General features: G+C 71.3%; 16 protein-coding genes. 3 read left to right on the top strand and 13 right to left on the bottom strand.

The window, feature by feature from the left end:
* Positions 1-3: 3 nt before the first annotated feature.
* Positions 4-1329: an FUSC family protein gene (locus AB0A90_RS24185; RefSeq protein WP_357251968.1), complete on the bottom strand. Its 1326-nt coding sequence runs from the start codon at positions 1327-1329 to the stop codon at positions 4-6.
* A 163-nt stretch (positions 1330-1492) separates the two neighbouring features.
* Here AB0A90_RS24185 and AB0A90_RS24180 point away from each other — a divergent pair, with 163 nt between their 5' ends.
* A complete protein-coding gene (locus AB0A90_RS24180; protein ID WP_357251965.1) occupies positions 1493-2095 on the top strand; it encodes a hemerythrin domain-containing protein in 603 nt (200 codons plus the stop codon).
* Between the two features lie 69 nt (positions 2096-2164).
* Here the strand turns inward: AB0A90_RS24180 and AB0A90_RS24175 are convergent, their stop codons facing one another.
* A complete protein-coding gene (locus AB0A90_RS24175) occupies positions 2165-2347 on the bottom strand; it encodes an antitoxin (protein WP_357251962.1) in 183 nt (60 codons plus the stop codon).
* Positions 2348-2524: 177 nt separating this feature from the next.
* On the opposite strand from AB0A90_RS24175, the gene AB0A90_RS24170 reads away from it, so the two are divergent.
* On the top strand, positions 2525-3634 hold the full coding sequence (locus AB0A90_RS24170) for an AI-2E family transporter (RefSeq protein ID WP_357251959.1): 1110 nt from the start codon (positions 2525-2527) through the stop codon (positions 3632-3634).
* Positions 3635-3643: 9 nt separating this feature from the next.
* Here the strand turns inward: AB0A90_RS24170 and AB0A90_RS24165 are convergent, their stop codons facing one another.
* A complete protein-coding gene (locus AB0A90_RS24165) occupies positions 3644-4294 on the bottom strand; it encodes a dienelactone hydrolase family protein (RefSeq protein WP_357251956.1) in 651 nt (216 codons plus the stop codon).
* Between the two features lie 171 nt (positions 4295-4465).
* On the opposite strand from AB0A90_RS24165, the gene AB0A90_RS24160 reads away from it, so the two are divergent.
* Positions 4466-4648 (top strand): hypothetical protein, encoded by a 183-nt coding sequence (locus AB0A90_RS24160; RefSeq protein ID WP_357251953.1) that lies wholly within the window; start codon positions 4466-4468, stop codon positions 4646-4648.
* Between the two features lie 47 nt (positions 4649-4695).
* On the opposite strand, the gene AB0A90_RS24155 is transcribed toward AB0A90_RS24160, so the two are convergent.
* The 10 genes from AB0A90_RS24155 to AB0A90_RS24110 all read right to left on the bottom strand — a co-directional run bounded on the left by AB0A90_RS24155 (position 4696) and on the right by AB0A90_RS24110 (position 18253).
* Positions 4696-7074 (bottom strand): glycosyl hydrolase family 65 protein, encoded by a 2379-nt coding sequence (locus AB0A90_RS24155; RefSeq protein WP_357251950.1) that lies wholly within the window; start codon positions 7072-7074, stop codon positions 4696-4698.
* Positions 7071-7877 carry a beta-phosphoglucomutase family hydrolase gene (locus AB0A90_RS24150; RefSeq protein WP_357251947.1) on the bottom strand — a complete coding sequence of 269 codons (807 nt, stop codon included), beginning with the start codon at positions 7875-7877 and terminating at the stop codon, positions 7071-7073. The genes AB0A90_RS24155 and AB0A90_RS24150 overlap by 4 nt, the downstream gene beginning before the upstream one ends.
* Before the next feature lie 60 nt (positions 7878-7937).
* Complete coding sequence (locus AB0A90_RS24145; RefSeq protein ID WP_357251944.1) at positions 7938-8402, bottom strand: DUF4442 domain-containing protein; 465 nt, start codon at positions 8400-8402, stop codon at positions 7938-7940.
* Positions 8403-8465: 63 nt separating this feature from the next.
* A complete protein-coding gene (locus AB0A90_RS24140) occupies positions 8466-9455 on the bottom strand; it encodes a hypothetical protein (protein WP_357251941.1) in 990 nt (329 codons plus the stop codon).
* A gap of 92 nt (positions 9456-9547) precedes the next feature.
* Positions 9548-10846, bottom strand: coding sequence for an ABC transporter ATP-binding protein (locus tag AB0A90_RS24135; protein WP_357251938.1), 1299 nt, complete (start codon positions 10844-10846; stop codon positions 9548-9550).
* Positions 10847-10969: 123 nt separating this feature from the next.
* Positions 10970-13180 carry a bifunctional glycosyltransferase family 2 protein/CDP-glycerol:glycerophosphate glycerophosphotransferase gene (locus tag AB0A90_RS24130; RefSeq protein ID WP_357251935.1) on the bottom strand — a complete coding sequence of 737 codons (2211 nt, stop codon included), beginning with the start codon at positions 13178-13180 and terminating at the stop codon, positions 10970-10972.
* Positions 13181-13195: 15 nt separating this feature from the next.
* Complete coding sequence (locus AB0A90_RS24125) at positions 13196-15193, bottom strand: DUF5941 domain-containing protein (RefSeq protein ID WP_357252062.1); 1998 nt, start codon at positions 15191-15193, stop codon at positions 13196-13198.
* Between the two features lie 41 nt (positions 15194-15234).
* Complete coding sequence (locus AB0A90_RS24120; protein ID WP_357251932.1) at positions 15235-15981, bottom strand: ABC transporter ATP-binding protein; 747 nt, start codon at positions 15979-15981, stop codon at positions 15235-15237.
* A gap of 1 nt (position 15982) precedes the next feature.
* On the bottom strand, positions 15983-16810 hold the full coding sequence (locus AB0A90_RS24115) for an ABC transporter permease (protein ID WP_357251929.1): 828 nt from the start codon (positions 16808-16810) through the stop codon (positions 15983-15985).
* Positions 16811-16882: 72 nt separating this feature from the next.
* Positions 16883-18253, bottom strand: coding sequence for an L-serine ammonia-lyase (locus AB0A90_RS24110; RefSeq protein ID WP_357251927.1), 1371 nt, complete (start codon positions 18251-18253; stop codon positions 16883-16885).
* Positions 18254-18489 lie beyond the last annotated feature (236 nt).

Below are 18489 nucleotides of genomic sequence, written 5' to 3'. Positions count from 1 at the left end.
CGCTCACCGGGCCGGTCGCTCCCTCGCGGGGCGGCCGGCCCGGCTGTCGTCGCGCATCCGGGCGGCCAGGTGCGCACGACGACGAACCCGGGCGGCCCGGGTCGGACGGATCCGCCGCAGTTGTCGCCGCACCGGCGGGTGGACTTCGGCCATGCCGACGCCGGCCGCCCGGCGCACGATCCGGTTGGCGTCGTCGGCTTCGCAGCCGCACGCCCGGAGCAGGTCGCTCGCCGACGTCCGCAACCCGGTGACGAGCGCTTCGCCGAACGACCTGACCCCGCTCGCGGAGGCCCGCCCGGCCAACTCGGCGCTCTCCTCGACCAGCCGGCGGGTGCGCCGGGGATCATCACCCACCCGGTACTCCCTGCGCATCTCTGCCACCGCCTGACCCAGGCGGCCCATCGCGTCCGGCAACTCGCGCGGGATCGGCTCGTCGTACTGGAGTGCGGTCGACGCCCAGCGAGCCAGTGCGCGGGTGTCCAGCAGCAGCCGCTCCAGGTGATCCGCGCTGCGGGCGTACCTGTGGTACTGCTCGCGGCGGTGCCAGCGGGCCGGCGCGATCGTCACCACCTCCTCCGCGCCGCTGAGCGCGTCGTGGAGCCGCCCCAGGTCGGCGTCGGTGCCACGCAGCCGCTCCAGGACGCGCAACGTCCCGTCGCCGTCGCGCGCCCGCAACGCCGTCGCCAGATCGCCGAGTTGCGCGCAGAGGGTCGCGTAGATCGGCGCCGCGGCCCGGTCCAGCACTCGCATCGGGTTGATCGGCAACAGCAGCGCCACCACCACCAGACCCACCACCCCGCCGACGAGCGCGTCGAAGATCCGGGGCACCTCCAGCCCTCGCTCCATCGGGGCCAGCGTGGCGATCAGCACGGCCGTACCGCCGGCCTGACCGACGAGCGGGCCGCCCTTGCCGGCCACCAGCAACGCGGCGGCGATGGCCAGCGCGACCACCACGCCGGTCTGCCACGGGCCGGAGCCGAGCAGGAAACGCAGCGTGTCGCCGATGACGATGCCGAGGGCCACTCCGGCCAGCAGCGCGAAGGTGCGCCTCGCCCGCTGCCCGATGGCGGTGGCGATCGTACCGACGGCGGCGGCGGGGGCGAAGACGTGCGATCCGGGGCCGAGCAGATTCTTGGCGAGCAGCGCGGCGATCGCGGCGGCCAACCCGGCCTGGAGTGAGATCACCAGGGTGACCTCCCACTGTCGGGCCCGGATCCGGCCCGCCTGCCCGCTGCGGTGTCGCACCCGTCGGACCGCCCGGCCGCTCCGCTTGGCGGCGTCGTCGAGCCGCGACTGCTCGCGGTCGGCGGGTGGGCGCTCGTCGGTCATGGCGGCGGTTACCCCGGCATCGGCCACGCAATCGTGCCGGTCGCGCCCCACCGACACCACCGGCACCGTGCAGCCCATCGGCATCCGTAGGTTTGCGCAGCCCCGTGGGGGTACCAGGGGCCACACACCTCCCACCGATCCGCAACCGGTAAGGGGCCGTGACATGACCAACCCACCGACCACCGACCAGGACGTCGTCGACATCCTGGTCGCCGACCACCGTGAGGTCGAGACACTCTTCGTCGAGCTGGAAACCCGGCAGGGCACCCCGGAGTACCGCCGCCAACTCGTCGACGTGGTGATCGCCGAGCTCGTCCGACACGCCGTCGCCGAGGAGGCGTACGTCTACCCGACGGCACGCAAGACACTCCCCGACGGCGACGAGATCGCCGATCACGAGATCACCGAACACGCCGACGCCGAGAGGACCATGAAGGACCTGGAGTCGCTCGACCCGTCCGACCCTCGCTTCGACGAGTTGCTCGCCCACCTGACGAGCACCATCCGGCACCACGTGCAGGACGAGGAGAGCGAGTTGTTCCCCCGGCTGCGTGCCGCCACGGCCCGAGAGGAGCTCGTCGAGCTGGCCGGCAAGGTGACGGCGTTCAAGAAGGTCGCGCCCACCCGGCCACACCCGGACGCACCGGACCACCCGCCGGCGAACAAGCTGCTCAACCCGGGCACCGGGATGATCGACCGGTTACGCGACGCGCTGAGCGGCCGACCGACCTCGATGAGCGAGCTGCGCGAGAAGCAGCAGCGCTGACCGCGCCCGGTCCGGAACGGACACTCCCGGGTCGCCGAGCTGTCGGCGGCCCGGGAGGTGTGGGGTACGTCAGCGGACCTGATCGCCCTCGCCGGTACGTGCCTGAGCCTGGTCGACGCCCTTGTCGATCTGGTCGTCGTACTTGCCACCGGTGCGCTTGTCGGCCATGTCACCGGCCTTTTCCACACCCTGGTCGACCTGCTTGTCGTGCTTGTCCGTGAAGTCTTTGGCCTTGTCCATGAAGTCACCCACGGCGATCCTCCTCGAATTCGTCTTTCTCCCCCGTTCCCTGGGTCAGCCAGCACAAACGCCGACGGCAACCGGGGCAACACCAGCAAGCCGTACGCGATCACGGCCAACGAGTCCTGACGCGGGGTGTCGGCGTGCGCCCGGGCGGGTACCGACTCGCCGAGATCGAGGAGGACCGACATGGCGGCAGAGGATTCCGGGGCGGGCACCGGGGAGACAACGGACGGCGCCGGACCACGCCACTCGTGGGCGGCGCTGCCCTGGCTGGTCCGAAGCGCGGTGGTGTGGAGCGCCTGCCTGGTGGTGATCATCGCCGGGCTCTACCTGCTGGGCCGGATCGCCGTCCTGCTGGCACCGCTGGCCATCGCGCTGGCCGCCACCATCTTCCTCACCGCGCTGCTCGACCCCGTGCTGCTCCTGCTCCGTCGGCTACGCCTGCCGGCGGCGCTGGCCGCGCTGTGCACCGTACTTCTGCTGCTCGGCATCCTGGTCGGTGTCGGCGCCCTGGTCTGGAACCTGACCGCCAGCCAGTTCGACCAGCTCAGCCAGGAACTGACGCAGGGGGTCGAGCGCAGCCGGGACTTCGTGACGTCCACGTTGCCGGTCAGCGAAGCGCAGCTGGACCGGCTGGTCGACCAGGCCCGGCAGGGACTCAGCGGCAGCTCGCCGGACCCGGTGGCCGGTGCCCGGACCGCCACCGAGGTGTTCGGCTCCGCGCTGCTCGCCCTGGTGCTGCTCTTCTTCCTGCTCAAGGACGGCCGGTCGATGTGGCGCTGGGTGCTGTCCCGGGTGTCCGGCCCGAACCAGCCGGTGCTGGCGGAGGCCGGTCGGGCCGGTTGGCACACGTTGGGCGCGTACAGCCGGGGCACCATGTTCATCGCCGCCATCGACGCGCTGGGCATCGGGTTGGCGCTCGTGGTGCTGCGGGTGCCGCTCGCCCTGCCACTGGCGCTGATCACCTTCCTCGGCGGTTTCGTGCCGATCATCGGGGCGACGGTGGCCGGCGCGGTCGCCGTGCTGGTGGCACTCGCCGCGAACGGCCCCACCACCGCCCTGCTCACCCTGGCCGCCGTGATCGCCGTGCAGCAGATCGAGGGCAACCTGCTGGAGCCGCTGGTCATGAAGCGGCAGGTCCGGTTGCACCCGGCGGTGATCCTGGTGGCGGTCACCGCCGGCACGCTGATCGCGGGGATCGCTGGCGCGTTCGTCAGCGTCCCGATCACCGCGGTCCTCTGGCGCGTCATCGACACCGTCCAACAACGTCGGGCCGCCTCGGCCCTCACGTCCTGAGGGTGATCGTCAGCGCAGCCGCGTGGTGAACCACGCGCCAGCCTGCTCGGCGACCTGCTCCAGGGTGCCGGGCTCCTCGAAGAGGTGGGTGGCGCCGGGGATCACCCGCAGCTCACCGATCTCCCCCAACTCCGCGAGCGCCCGCTCGTTCAGCGTGATCACTTGCTCATCCAGACCGCCCACCAGCAGCAATGTCGGGGTACGCACCTGGGCCAGCGCGGCACCGGCCAGGTCCGGCCGGCCGCCCCGGCTGACCACGGCACCCACCCGATCCGCGCGGGACGCCGCCGCGACCAGGGCGGCGGCGGCTCCCGTGCTGGCCCCGAACAAACCGATCGGAACGTCACCGGCGGGACGCTCGACCGCCAACCAGTCGATGATCCCGGCCAGCCGGCTGGCCAGCAGCCCGATGTCGAACCGCAGCTCGGCGGTACGGGCGTCCACCTCGTCCTCGGCAGGGCTGAGCAGGTCCACCAGCACCGTCCCGAGCCCGCGGCCGTGCAGCGTACGGGCCACCGCCACGTTGCGCGGGCTGTGCCGGGAACTGCCGCTGCCATGCGCGAAGAGCACCACGCCGACCGGCTGGGCGGGCAGCATCAGGTCGGCGGGGAGCTGAACGTCCCCGATCGGGATGGTCACCGTGCCGCGCTGCTCGTCCATGCCCACCTCCGGAGCGCTCGTCTGCCGTCCCGGATACCCCACACACCGCACCGCACGCACGCGAGCGACAGCCGCCGTCGGCCCCGTTTGCCAGACGGACCATCGGGTAGGCGACGAACGACCGCAGACCGTGTCGGCGCAACCGCGCCCCGACGGATCGCGAGGATCGCCATGGCCAAGCAGCAGATTTCTCAGCAGCAGCAGCAGACGACCGAGCAGGCCCGGCGTGAACAGGACGCCGAGCGCGACCCGGACTTCGGCGACCAGGCCGCCTCGGCCCGCCTGCCCGACGATCCGAAGGCCGCGGCGCCCCGAGACGCGATCGGGCGGCCGTCGACCGGCGAACCCGTCTGACGTGACGTGGTGGTGACGGTCGGGGCGGGACCACTCCGCCCCGGCCGTCACTGCTCGTTCGTACGCTCGGGCAACCGCAGCAGTGGTGACCTGCCCGGTGGCTGCTCGGGTGGCGGCCCGGACGGCTCGGCCTCCGGCACCGGCACCGTCACCGGTTCGTCGCAGGTCACCCGCAGCACCTGGTCGTGGTGGCGCAGTTCCACCACGTCGTCCGGACCGCCGTGCCGCAGCGAGTACGTGGTCTGGTGCGGGCGGACATCCACCCGCAGCGCCAGTCCTCGCCACTGCAGGGAGAACTCCAGTCGGCTGAGTCGGCTGGAGAGCCGGGGCGCGAAGGACAACTCGCCGTCGTGGTCCCGGAGCCCGCCGAGCCCACTGACCAGGGCGAGCCAGGCGCCGGCCAACGACGCCATGTGCACGCCGTCGCGGGTGTTCTCGTTGAGGTCGTGCAGGTCCATGAGGGCGGCCTCACGCAGGTAGCTGTGCGCGAGTTCCGGGTGGCCCACCTCGGCGGCGAGCACCGCCTGCGTGCAGGCCGACAACGACGAGTCGCGTACGGTGCGGCGCTCGTAGTAGAGGAAGTTGCGGACCTTCTGCTCGGGGGTGAACGCGTCCCCTCGCCAGTGCATGGCGAGGACGAGGTCGGCCTGCTTGACCACCTGCTTGCGGTACAGCTCGAAGTACGGGTAGTGCAGCAGCAGCGGATACTTCTCCGCCGGGGTGTGCGGGAAGTCCCACTCCTGTAGCCGGGTGAAGCCCTCCACCTGCTGGTGCACGTCGAGTTCCTCGTCGTACGGGACGTGCATGGAGGTGGCGGCATCCCGCCAGCTCGCCGCCTCCTCGTCGGTGACCCCGAGGTGGAACGCCTCGTCCCGGTAGCGCATCACCACGTCGGCGGCCGCGAGCAGATTCCGCTGTGCCATCAGGTTGGTGTAGATGTTGTCGTTCTTCACGGCGGTGTACTCGTCCGGGCCGGTGACACCGTCGATGTGGAACTGGCCGTGCCGGTCGTGGTGGCCGATCGAACGCCACAGCCGGGCGGTCTCCACCAGCAACTCCAGCCCGATGTCCCGCTCGAACTGGGTGTCTCCGGTGACCATCACGTAGCGGCGCGCGGCGTCGGCGATGTCGGCGGCGATGTGGAAGGCCGCCGTGCCGGCCGGCCAGTAGCCGGAGGACTCCGGCCCCTCGATGGTCCGCCAGGGGAACGCGGCACCCCTGAGGTTGAGCGTCTCGGCACGCTCCCGCGCCGAGTCCAGCGTGCTGTGCCGCCACTGCAACGCGCTGCGCACCGCGCTCGGCTGGGTGTACGTGAGCACCGGAAGCACGAACATCTCGGTGTCCCAGAAGGCGTGCCCGTCGTAACCGGGACCGGTGAGCCCCTTCGCCGAGATCGGCCGCTGCTCGGCCCGCGCGCCGGCCTGAAGCACGTGGAAGAGACCGAACCGGACCGCCTGCTGCACCTCCGGGTCGCCCTCGACCAGCACGTCGGACGCGTCCCAGAACGCGTCGAGGTAGGTGCGTTGCTCCCGGTGCAGGCCGTCCCAGCCGTCGAGGCGGGCGCCGGCCAGTGCCGCGCCGACCTGGTCGCGCAGCGCGGGCAGGGACCGCCGACTCGACCAGCTGTACGTCAGATACTTGATCACCCGCAGCTTCTCGCCGGGTTTGAGCACACAGGCGATCGTGGTGCGCACCCAGTCCTGGTAGCCCTCGGACTCGATGGTGGTGTGGTCCGGGCCGTGCACCTCGTGCTCCATCGCGGCGGCGACCCGCAGCCCGGAGACCTTGGTGCGGTGGATCAGCTGCCCCCCGTCCGGGGTGGTCAGCTCCTCCTCCGCCTGTAGGGGTGACTCCAACACCGCGGCGACCCGGGGGTCCTTGCTCTGCGCGGGCAGCGACTCGTTCGCCACCAGCTCGGACTGCACGATCAGCCGAAGCGGGCCGTCGACGGCCTCCACCTCGTAGCTGATCGCGGCGACCGAGCGCTGGGTGAACGAGACCAGGCGGGTGCTGCGGACCTTGACCTCCCGGCCGGCGGGCGAGCGCCAGTGCAGCTCCCGGTGCAGGGTGCCGGCCCGCATGTCGAGGATCCGCTCGTGGGCCAGCAGTTCCCCGTACCGCACGTCGAGTGGTTCGTCGTCGACGAGCAGCCGCATCAGCTTGCCGTTGGTGACGTTGACGATCGTCTGCCCGGACTCGGGGAAGCCGTAGCCGGCCTCCGCGTACGGCAGCGGGCGCAACTCGTAGAACGAGTTGAGGTAGGTGCCGGGCAGGCCGTGCGGCTCGCCCTCGTCGAGGTTGCCGCGCAGCCCGACGTGCCCGTTGGAGAGCGCGAAGACCGACTCCGACTGGGCCAGCACGTCCATGTCGAGCCGGGTCTCGCGGACGTGCCACGGCTCGACCGGATAGGCCCTCTCCCGGATCACGTCTGGTCCCGTGTGGCGCTCGGCTGGTGCGGGACGGCGGTGCGCGCCGGCGCCGGCGGATCGGCGGCGTCGAGCAGGTCGGCCAGGTCCTGCACCACGACGTCCGCGCCGTGCGCGAGCAACTCGTCGGCCTGCCCGACCCGGTCGACGCCGACCACGTAACCGAAGCCGCCCGCTCGGCCGGCGGCCACCCCGGAGAGCGCGTCCTCGAAGACGGCGGCCTGTGTCGGGTCCACGCCGAGCAGCCTGGCCCCGGCGAGGAAGGTGTCCGGTTCGGGTTTTCCGCGCAGCCCCTGCGCACGAGCGACCAGCCCGTCGACCCGGGCCTCCAGCAGCGGCTCGAACCCGGCGGCGGCGACCACCTCAGCCCCGTTGGCGCTCGCGGTCACCACGGCCCGGCGCAGCCCGGCGGCGGTCGCCGCCTGCAGGTAGCGCACCGATCCCGGGTAGACCTCGACGCCGCTGTCGCGGAGGCGCTGAAGCAACAGCACGTTCTTGCGGTTGCCCACGCCGTTGACGGTGTCGGCGTCCGGGGGGTCGTCCGGGCTGCCCTCGGGGAGCACGATGCCGCGGGAGGCGAGGAACGTCCGGACGCCGTCGGCGCGGGGTCGGCCGTCGACGTAGCGGTTGTAGTCCGGCCCGGGATCGAAGGGTTGGAACGGTTCGCCGGAGACGGTGGCGCGCTGCCGGAGAAACTCGTCGAACGTCTGCGTCCAGGCGGCGTTGTGCACGCGGGCGGTCTGCGTCAGCACACCGTCCAGATCGAAGAGACAGGCGGTCACGTGAGCAGGTAGGCCCAGCACGGTACGAATCTATCCACCCCGCTGGGCCCGCAAACCCGTTTCGGCCTCCTCGGCACGGTTTCAGTTGGGTCGCAGCGTCCAGATCACCGTCAGGGCCGAGGTCGGCGTGCCGTCTTCGGTCGCGATCTCCACGTCGACCCCGAACTCCGGCCGCCGGCCGGACTCGAACTCCTCGATCACGTCGAGGGCCGGCCGGCCGAGCCGCGCGGTGGCCCGCACCGGACCCATGGCGAGCTTGCGGTAGGCGATCTCGGCTCGGACGGCGAGCGGCACGGCCCGGTCGAGCAGGTGCCCGAAGGCCGCCAGCACGACCGCGCCGGAGGCCGTCTCGCCGAGGGTGAAGAGGGCGCCCGCGTGCGGGCCGCCGACGTGGTTGTGGGTGGCCGGCGAGTCGGGCATCCGGACGACTGCCCGGACCCCGCCCGCCGCCTCGGGCGCCACCTCGACGAATTCGAGCCCGAGCGTACGGGCGAAGGGCACCGCTTCGAGCATGCCGGCCGCCACCTGGCGGGAGTCGATGGTCATGAGCCGACGTTACTAGCCGGTAACCAGGCCGGCAACAGGCGTTTTTCTCACCTTCGGCAAGGCTCAGAGGTTGGCGATCGTGCGCAGGATCTCGGCGTAGAAGTTGCCGTCGATGCTGCGGAAGAAGGCGAAATCCTGACCCGGGTCGCCGAAGAAGGGGCGCAGCGTCCACGCCAGTTGGGTGCCGACGAAGCCGAAGAGCAGGATCCAGATGTAGAGCAGGGTCATGCTCGCCGGCCGCTGCGTCGGTTCGCCCCGTCGAATCGAGCGGTCGTTCCACGAGTGCGGGTAACCGGGCGGCAGCGTGCTCACCTGAGGCGCACCGGCGGCCTGGCCACTCCCCTGCGCCGGAACGTGAGCCGGCGCGGCGGTCGCGCCGTTCGGTGCGGGCTCGGCCACCGCGACCGCGGCCGGTACGGTCGCCAGCTCGGCACCCGCACCGACGGCCGGGGCGGCTGCCGGCGCCGAGGCGGTGGGCACCAGGGCCGGCGCCGCCGGAGCCGGGGCGGTGGCGTGCGCGTTGACCTGGGCGTTGGCGGTCGACGGCGCGGCGAGCAGGCCGTGGTCGTTGAGCACCTGCATGCCGCTGGTCAGGAAGCGCAGCCCGACAAGTGCCGACAGGGCCAGGATCGCCACGTTGAGCAGCTTGAAGAATCCGTAGTCGTTCGCGGTGATCAGGAAGAAGAGACTGATCGGCGCGAACGCCACCGCGAGCATCGAGGTGACCGTGATCGCCACCATCACCAGTGCCAGCGACTGGCGCACCGAGAGCCGGGCGCCGAAGACCAGGTTGAACAGGTAGAGCGTGGGCAGGCAGATGACCAGGGTGACCAGGAACAGCAGCGGCAGCTTCAGCGCCGAGGTCAGCGCCATCAGCGGGCTGTGGAAGAAGCCCAGCACCGCCCCGTAGCAGGCCAACGCGATGGCGGAGCTGGTCAGCATCCGCCCGGTCAGCTTGTTGAGGTCACCCTCGGCCACGATCTGCTGCCAGATGCCCTCGCGATCACGCAGGATGCGCTCGATGACGAGCGGGCTGGGACGGTCACCCGACACGGGCGCACCCCTTTCGGTGGTCTTTCACTGTGGACTGGTGGGCAGACGGTAGGGCACCCCGGGCCGGGCCGCCACCCTGCTCCGGTGAGTCCTCAACGCCAACCCACGTCGATCCGGGCGCCCCGCTCGTCGAAGAAGTGCAGCGCGTCCATCCGAACCGAGACGGCGAGCGGGTGACCGGCGCTGACCGCCGGGTACGGCGCCAACCGCACCGCCAGCTCCGCCGGGCGGCGGTGGTGCCGGCCCGGATCGGGAAGCACGCTGGTCTGGGTGCCACTGCTCGGCACCTCCTGGGGCTCCACCGGCTTACCGGTGAGTCGCTGCATCACCGAGCCGAACCGACGCAGGCCGCGCTGGCCCACCGGCGGCGGGTCGAGCGGCGCACCCATCTCGTCGACCATGATCGCGGTGGCGCCGATGTCGAGGAACGCCAGCGACTCGTGCCCGTGGTGCTCCAGGTAGCGGATCCGCCCGCGCAGCACGTCGCCCGGGCTGTCCGGTGCGACCGGGGTGAGCGCCTCGGCCCGCATGCCGACCACGATCCGCTCACCGTGGTAGTGCGCCACCGCCCGACTGCGGATGTCGTTCCAGGGCAGGTAGAGCGACTGCTCACCGAGGTTGAGCGTGACGTACCGGTCGAGGTGGACGTAGACCGACGCCTCCAACAGGTTCATCCGGGGGCTGCCCAGGAAGGCGGCCACGTAGAGCGTCGCCGGCCGGCCGTACACCTGGGTGGGTGTGCCCACGTCCTGGAGGACGCCCTTACGCATGATGGCCACCCGGTCGGCCATGGTGAGCGCCTCGGCCTGGTCGTGGGTGACGTAGACGGTGGTGACGCCCAGCTCCCGGGTCAGGCCCGAGATCTCCGCGCGCAGCTCCGCCCGCAGGCCGCTGTCCAGGTTCGACAGGGGCTCGTCCATGAGGAACAGGCCGGGCCGGCGGACGATCGCCCGGCCCATCGCCACCCGCTGCCGCTGCCCACCGGAGAGCTGGCCGGGCTTGCGGGCCAGCACGTCACCGATGCCCAGCGCGCTGGCCACGTCGCCGACCCGCTCACCGCGCGGCTCCGGCTCCACCCCGGCCAGCCGCAACGGAAAGGCGATGTTGTCGCCGACGGTCATGTGCGGGTAGAGCGCGAAGTCCTGGAAGACCATGGCGATCTTGCGGTCCCGTGGGGGCAGGTCGTTCGCCAGCTCGCCGTCGAGCAGGACGGCACCGCTGGTCGGGTCCTCCAACCCGGCGATCATCCGCAGCACGGTGGACTTTCCGCAACCGGACGGCCCGAGGAGCACCATGAACTCGCCGTCGTTGACATCGAGATTGATGCTGTCGACGGCCATGGTGCCATCTCTGAATACCTTGGTCACATCCTTGAGCGTGACGGTACTCACCGTCGTCCCCCCCAATTGGTCGGCCGAACCCCTGAAGACTGTGACCAGGATCATTGGTTTAGGACATCGGGTAAACGTCCTATGTTGAGTGGGTGACGCTGCTATTAAGCGACAAAAGTCCGATCAGCAGCTTCCGGACCGCTCACCCGGCTCACCGAGGAACACCTGACGCACCACCCGCTCCGCCGCGTGCCCGTCGTCCAATGTGCAGAACCGACCCCGAAAATGCGCGCGCGCCCTGGCCGCCGCGTCCGACCGCACCGCGTCGGTCCGGAACAGGTCGAGCAGATCGTCGAAGGTGGTGGCCACCGCACCCGGCGGTTCGGCCGTCACGTCGAAGTAGACACCGCGGGCCAGCCGGTACGCCTCCCAGTCCGGGGCGTACAACACGATCGGCCGATCCAGCACCGCGTAGTCGAACATCGCCGACGAATAGTCGGTGACCAGTACGTCCGCCACCAGGTAGAGATCCTCCACCCGCTGGTGGCCGCTGACGTCGCGGACCCGCTCCCAGTCCGCCGGTCGACCGGGACGCCGATCACGGTCGTGGAAGTAGTGACTGCGCATCAGCAGCCGGCCCGAGTCACCGAGCGCCCGCACGAACCGGTCCGGGTCGAACGGCGGCCGGTAGCCGGGCAGGTGCTCGCGGTGCGTCGGGGCGTACAGCACGACCTGCTCGTCGGGGCCGAGGCCGAACTCCGCGCGCAGTCGGCGCACCTCGTCCGGGCCGGCGGTGACCAGCCGGTCGTTGCGCGGGTAGCCCACCTCAAGGGTCGTGTACGTGGCCGGGTACGCGCGGTCCCACATCTGGGTGGAGAAGCTGTTCGCGCTGACGCTGTAGTCCCAGCGGTCCACCCGGCGCAGCAACCCGGCGAAGTCCATCCGGCCCGCACCGATCGGGTAGCGCTGCTGATCCAGCCCCATCACCTTCACCGGAGTGCCGTGGTGGGTCTGCAGGTGCACCTGCTCCTGTCGCTTACGGACGAAGTCGGGAAAGTTGACGTTGTTGACCAACCAGCGGGCGCGGGCGAGCACCCGGTAGTACGCCGGGGTGCCGGCGACCACGTACTCCACCCCGGCCGGCACGGCGTCCACCCGGTCCCGGCGCACGATCCACACCCCGCGGATCCCCGGCGCCAACCGGCGGGCGACCTCGTAGATCGCCGCCGGGTTGCAGGAGTAACCCCGGTACCAGTACGCGGCGTAAACGGCGAGCGTCGGATCGACAGGTCGTCGCAGCTCGGCCCGGTAGTACTCGCGCAGCAACCCGTCGCGGGTCAGCCGGGCACCGCGCCGGGCGACCGGGCCGACCCGGCGCCGGGCGGTGCGCGCCTTCCGGCGGGCGGCGTCCCGGGCCCGGCTCGCGGCCCGCAACGCGCTGAAGGTGTGCCACCGACCGGAAGCGACAAGCCGGTGCTTGAGCCCCTCCACCCCGTCCGGCACCGGATAGCCGCCGGGTGGCAACCAGCGTTCGTAGTCGGCGGTGATCTGCGCGAAGAACGCCGGCCGCAGCTCCGGGGCGATCCGCTGACCGTTGCCGAGCACGGTCAGGTAGTGCCAGATCATCCGCTCGAAGACCGCCGGTCGCAGGGTGTCCGTCGCCGAGCCCCACGCGTCCATCAGGTGGAAGACCCGGTGCCACTGCGGGAAGACCTCGAAGTGCCGGTCCCCCCGGGTCCGGGTGATCGCGCCGGCGCGGCGTTGCCGATAGTTGACGCAGACCCGATCGAGTACGCCGATCCGCTGCGCCGCCATCAGCACCGGGTAGCTGAACGAGACGTCCTCGTACCAGCCGGGCGCGAACCGCAGCCCCAGGTCGGTCAGGAACTCCCGGCGGACCAACCGGTTCCACGCGGTGTGCAGCAGGCGCATCGCCGCCGGCCGGTCCCGCAACCGGAAGGTGCCCGAGCCGGGCGACTCGGGGAACACCTCGGCCATCGCGCTGCGGGTGGCGGTGTCGTTCCAGTGGGTCCGGACGTGGTCGACGAGCAGCACGTCCGGTCGGGTCACCCGCAACCGCTCGGCGACCTCCGACAGGCACTCCGGCGCCAGCCAGTCGTCGCCGTCGAGGAACCACACGTACTCGCCGACGGCCCGGTCCAGCCCGATGTTGCGGGCCGGACCGAGGCCGACGTTCTCCGGCAGCCGGACCGACCGGACCCGCCGGTCGCGGGCCGCGTACTCGTCGATGATGTCGCCGCTGGCATCCGGCGAGCAGTCGTCGACGGCGATCACCTCGATGTCGGTCTCCGGCTGACCGAGGATGGAGTCCAGGCACTCGCGCAGGTATCCCTGCACCCGGAAGGCCGGCACCACGAAGCTGATCAGGGTCATCCGGCCGTCCCTCCGTCAGCGTGGCGCGGCACCTCCGGCGCTCACCGGCGCGACAAACGCCCGCGCGCTACGGGCCGGTCGGACGAACCAGGCCAGGACGACGCTCACCACGAAAAGCACGAGAAGGTACGCACCGAGTGTAGCCAGCCCGATACCCGCCATGCCGGCAATCGCCGCGAGGGCCAGCAGCACCGACCGTCCCTCCCAGCCCAGCGTGGCCGCGTGCAGCGGTGGTGCCGCCTGCCGCTTCTCCAGCCGGGCGGTCAGGTCGTAGTGGTGCACGGTGAGCACGAAGACGTACCCGAAGATCAGCCAACCTGGCACGTCGCCGACCACGCCCACCGCGATGGCGAACAGGTACTCGGCCGCCCGCAGCGCCGCCGGCACCAGCCAGTCCAACGGCCCGTTGTGCGCCGCCCCGGCACCCAGACCACCGGCCAGCAGCACCAGCAGCGCCACCGGCACCGCCCAGCGCAGCCCGCCCGGTGCATCCCCCAGCAGCGCGACGACCAGCAGCACCGCCGGGCCGAGCGCGGCGAGCACCGCAAGGGTGAGCGGCCCCATCGGGCGGACCACGGGCAGCCGCCGGGCCAACGGCCCGTCGTCGCGGTGCAGGGTGGCATCGACCGTGTCCAGCACCGGCACCCACATCCAGCGGGCGCGCAGCGTCCGTAGAGCCCCGGTGTACGCGAACGCCAGCACCCCCCAGACCAGCACCGCGATCAGGCTGACCAGCGGATTGAACAGCGCCACGGTCACCGCGATCAACGCCCAGCGCTCACCGATCGGGAAGACCACCGTGCGCTTGAGCCAGTACGACACCGAGCCGGTGTCCGCCTGCACCCGGGTCGACGCCGCGTTCAACCGGTCGCCGATGCCGCCGCTGGCACCCGCTGCCGTACGCGGTCGGCGGGCTGCCTCGTCGTGCAGCGCCCCGTACCAGGTGTCGGTCATGTGCCGGACGGTCTGCAACGTCATCGCGGCGATCGCCAACGCCCAACCGTTGCCCAACCCGGCGTGACTCACCCCGAAGCCCAGGCCGGCGTAGACCAGGTATTCCTTGGCGCGGTCCGCCATGGTGTCCAGCCAGCCGCCCCAGGCGCTGAAGTGCCGGGTGTAGCGGGCCAACTGGCCGTCCACGCAGTCCAGCACGAAGCCGAGATAGAGCAGTACCGCGCCGCCGACGAGGGCGGGTCGTCCGCCGACCCCGAACAGGACCGCCGCGGCCAGCGCGAACAGCACCGAGATCGCCGTCACCCCGGTCGGGGTGAGCCGGAGCCGGGCCGACAGCCGGACCACGTACGGCGACCAGGTGCTGACGAAGTAGGTGGAGAAGAAGTCGTCCTTCTCCTTGACCGACAGCCGCAGCTCGGCCCGGTCCTCGTCGACAGCTGTCACCGCGGCTTCGGCAGCCGCCAACCCAGACGCGTCCGTGACCCGGTGCGCGACGAGCAGGCGTACCCGCTGGGCGAAGATCAGGGTGCCGAGCGCCGCGAGACCCGCGACGAGCCGGTCCACGGCGGACCCGGGGGCGCCGTGCCCGGCTCCCCCGGCAGCCGGCAGCGGCGACACATCGCCGACCGGACCGATCGGGGCGGCGACCGGGAGCACCCCGGACGCGGCGGCACGGGCGGCGGCGGCAAGAGTCGGCAGGTCGTCCACACCGACCCGCAGCGCGCCACCGAACACGCCGGTGGCGTCGCCGTCGAGTGCCTCCAGCGGGCCGGCGTCCACCACCTGGCCGCGTTCCTCACGCACGGCGGTCCGACCGGGCACCGGCGGGTCGGTGAGCACCAACGCCACCGTCGGCCCGACCGGGCTGGTGGCCAGGTGCCGCAGCACGGCCGTGTGGGCGACCAGGTCGGCGCCGGTGATCAGCAGCGGGCCGTCGGCGTCGTCGACAAGCGCGGCCAGCTCGTCGAGGTCGCCGGCGAACCGCACCTCGTCCGCGCCGGCCCGGCGCAGTTGGGCGGCCAGCCGCTCGGTCAGGGGCTCGCCGGTCGACGTGGTCAGGCCCGCCGCGGGAGTCCCGGCGGCGAGCACGATCGCGAGCGTCACCGCGGAACCGCGGCGTGGTACGCGTCGAGCGCCTCGGCGATGGTGCCGTCGAGCGTCAACCGGCCCGCGTCGAGGTACAACCCCCGACGGCAGAACCGGGTCAGGTCCTTTTCGTTGTGTGACACCAGCACCAGCGTGCGCCCCTCCCCGAGCAGACGATCAATCGTCGCGTAGCACTTCTTGCGGAACTCCGCGTCTCCAACCGCGGTCACCTCGTCCATCAGCAGGATCGGGTGCGGCAGGTGCGAGATGATCGCGAAGCCCAGCCGCACCTTCATTCCCGACGAGTAGTGCCGCACCGACGTGTCGATGGCACCCTGCACCTGCTCACCGGCGAACTCGACGATCTCGTCGAAGTGCCGCTTCAGGTAGCCCGTCGACAGCCCGTGCAGCCCACCGACCAGGTGCAGGTTCTCCCGTCCGGTCAGGTCGTTGGCGAAACCGGCGGACAGCTCCAGCAACGGCGCCACCGCGCCGTGCACCCGGATGCTGCCCTCGTCCGGGATGAGCACCCCGGCGATCAGCCGCAGCAGGGTGCTCTTGCCGGTGCCGTTGCGGCCGATCACCCCGACCGTCTCGCCCGGCTCGACGGTGAACGACACGTCGCGCAGCGGCCAGAACTGGCCGGGCAGGGCGCCGCGCCCGCCCCGGTGGATGAACAACTCCCGCAGCCGTAGCTGCCGGCGCCGGTTGCGGACGAACCGGATGCCCAGGCCGTCGGCCTCGATGATCGGCGCGGCCACGTCAGAGTTCCTTGAGTACGGCAGGTTCCAACCGGCGGAACGACCACCAGCCGGCGGCCAGCACCAGCACGCTGCCGACGACAGTCGTGGCGAGCAGCCGGGCGTTCGGGAACTCGTCCGGGTACCAGATCGCGTGGTGCAGCTGGAAGATCCCGACCAGCGGGTTCAGCTCGTACACCAGCTTCAGCCAGCCGGGCAGCTCGGACTCCCGGACCAGGCTGAGCGGATAGATGATCGGCGTGGCGTAGAAGAGCACCCGGATGATCAGCCGCAGGAACCGTTCCACGTCGCGCATCAACACGTTCCACGCGGACAGCAGCAGGGCCAGCCCGGTCAACAGGACGGCCTGGACGGCCACCGCGAGCGGCAGGGCGAGCAGCGACCAGCCCGGGTGGATCCGACCGTGCACCGCGTAGATCACCGCGATGGCGATCAGGATCGGCAGGCCGGCAGCGTACTCGGCGAACCGGCCGGTGACCCGGCCGATCGGGAAGACCTGCCGCGGCACGTTCATCGTGGTGATCAACCGGGACTGGCCGGTCAGCGCGTTCGTCGCCTCGCTCAACGCCGAACTCGTCCACATCCAGGCGAAGATCCCGGTGATCAGGAACAACGGGTACGACCCCGCCGCCTCACCCAGATGCCGGCCGGTGTCCTGCGAGTAGAGCACCCCGAACACGAACCAGTAGATGGCGCCCATGCCGAGCGGCTCGATCAACGACCAGAAGTAGCCGAGCACCGACTGCTGGTACTTGACCGCCAGATCCCGTCGGACCAGGATGCGCAGCGAGTTGCGGTGCGACCACAACGCCGCGACGCCAGAGGTCACCGCGAGCCTCCCGCCTCCTGAAACGGACGACAGGTTAGCAGTCGGTGAACGAATGCCCCGAATCCGCCGGACTCAGCACTCGATCACGTTGACGGCCAGACCGCCACGCGCCGTCTCCTTGTACTTGACCTTCATGTCGGCGCCCGTCTCCCGCATGGTCTTGATGACCTTGTCCAACGACACCTTGTGCACACCGTCGCCGCGCAGCGCCAGCCGGGCGGCCGTGATCGCCTTGATGCTAGCCACCGCGTTCCGCTCGATGCAGGGGATCTGCACCAGGCCACCCACCGGGTCACAGGTCAATCCGAGGTTGTGCTCCATCCCGATCTCGGCCGCGTTCTCCACCTGCTCCGGGGTGCCGCCGAGCACCTCGGCCAGCCCGGCCGCCGCCATCGAGCACGCCGAACCCACCTCACCCTGGCAGCCGACCTCCGCGCCGGAGATCGACGCGTTCTCCTTGAACAGCACGCCGATCGCGCCGGCCGTCAGCAGGAACCGCACCACGCCATCGTCATTGGCACCCGGCACGAACCGGGTGTAATAGTGCAAAACCGCCGGAATGATCCCGGCCGCGCCGTTCGTCGGCGCCGTGACCACCCGGCCGCCGGCCGCGTTCTCCTCGTTCACCGCGAGGGCGAACAGCGTCACCCAGTCCATCGCGTGCAGCGGGTCGGGCGTCCCGGCGTCCGCCTCCAGGCCACGCCGCAGCTCCGCCGCCCGCCGCCGAACCTTCAACCCACCAGGGAGTACGCCGTCGCGCTCACAGCCGCGCTCCACGCACTCCCGCATCACCCGCCAGATCTCCAGCAGGCCCGCCCGGATGTCCGCCTCGCTGCGCCAGGAACGCTCGTTGGCCAACATCACCTCGCTGATCGACAAGCCGGTGGAGGTGGTGACGTCGAGGAGCTGCCCGCCGGTCAGGAAGGGATACCGCACCCGTGTGCTGTCCGGCTTGATCCGGTCCGCGCCCGCCGCGGCCTCGTCCACCACGAACCCACCACCGACGGAGTAGTAGGTGCGGCTGCGCACCTCGGCGCCCTTGTCGTCGTACGCCGCGAAGGTCATCCCGTTCGGGTGGTACGGCAACGAACGACGGCGGTGCAACGTCAGGTCCCGATCCGGGTCAAAGTCGATCTCGTGCGCGGCCAGGATGCTGATCCGCCGCTCGGCCCGGATCCGCTCGACCCGAGGGCCGATGCTGTCCGTGTCGACCGTCTCCGGCGCCTCGCCCGCCAACCCGAGCAGCACCGCCGGACCACTGCCGTGGCCGTGCCCGGTGGCACCCAACGAGCCGAACAGCTCAGCCTGCACCCGCGCGACCTCGGTGAGCAGCCCGTCGGCCTTGAGCCCGGCAACAAACGTCCGCGCGGCCCGCATCGGCCCCACCGTGTGCGAGCTGGACGGCCCGATACCGACGCTGAAGAGGTCGAAAACACTGATCATGGCTGCGCTTCCTCGCCGTCGTCCCGGCGTACGGGACCCGGCCGCCCCAGGACCGCCGGTCTGGCAGCCCTGCTCGTGATCACCGGGGTATGAGTTCCGGCCGCCCGGGGTGTGGATGGCCGATCTGCCAGCCTACCCGCCCAGCTCAACGCCCCACCCGACCACCGGGAGTGTGCACCTGACCGCCATCCCACCGCCACCCGCCCGCCTCGCACGGCCGCCGCCCGGCCAACCCA

This window comes from Micromonospora sp. NPDC049204 (genome assembly GCF_040647935.1).
In the GTDB taxonomy this organism is placed as follows: domain Bacteria; phylum Actinomycetota; class Actinomycetes; order Mycobacteriales; family Micromonosporaceae; genus Micromonospora.
Note: the sequence above shows the minus strand (reverse complement) of the source record. Positions and strands in the feature narration are given on the sequence as shown.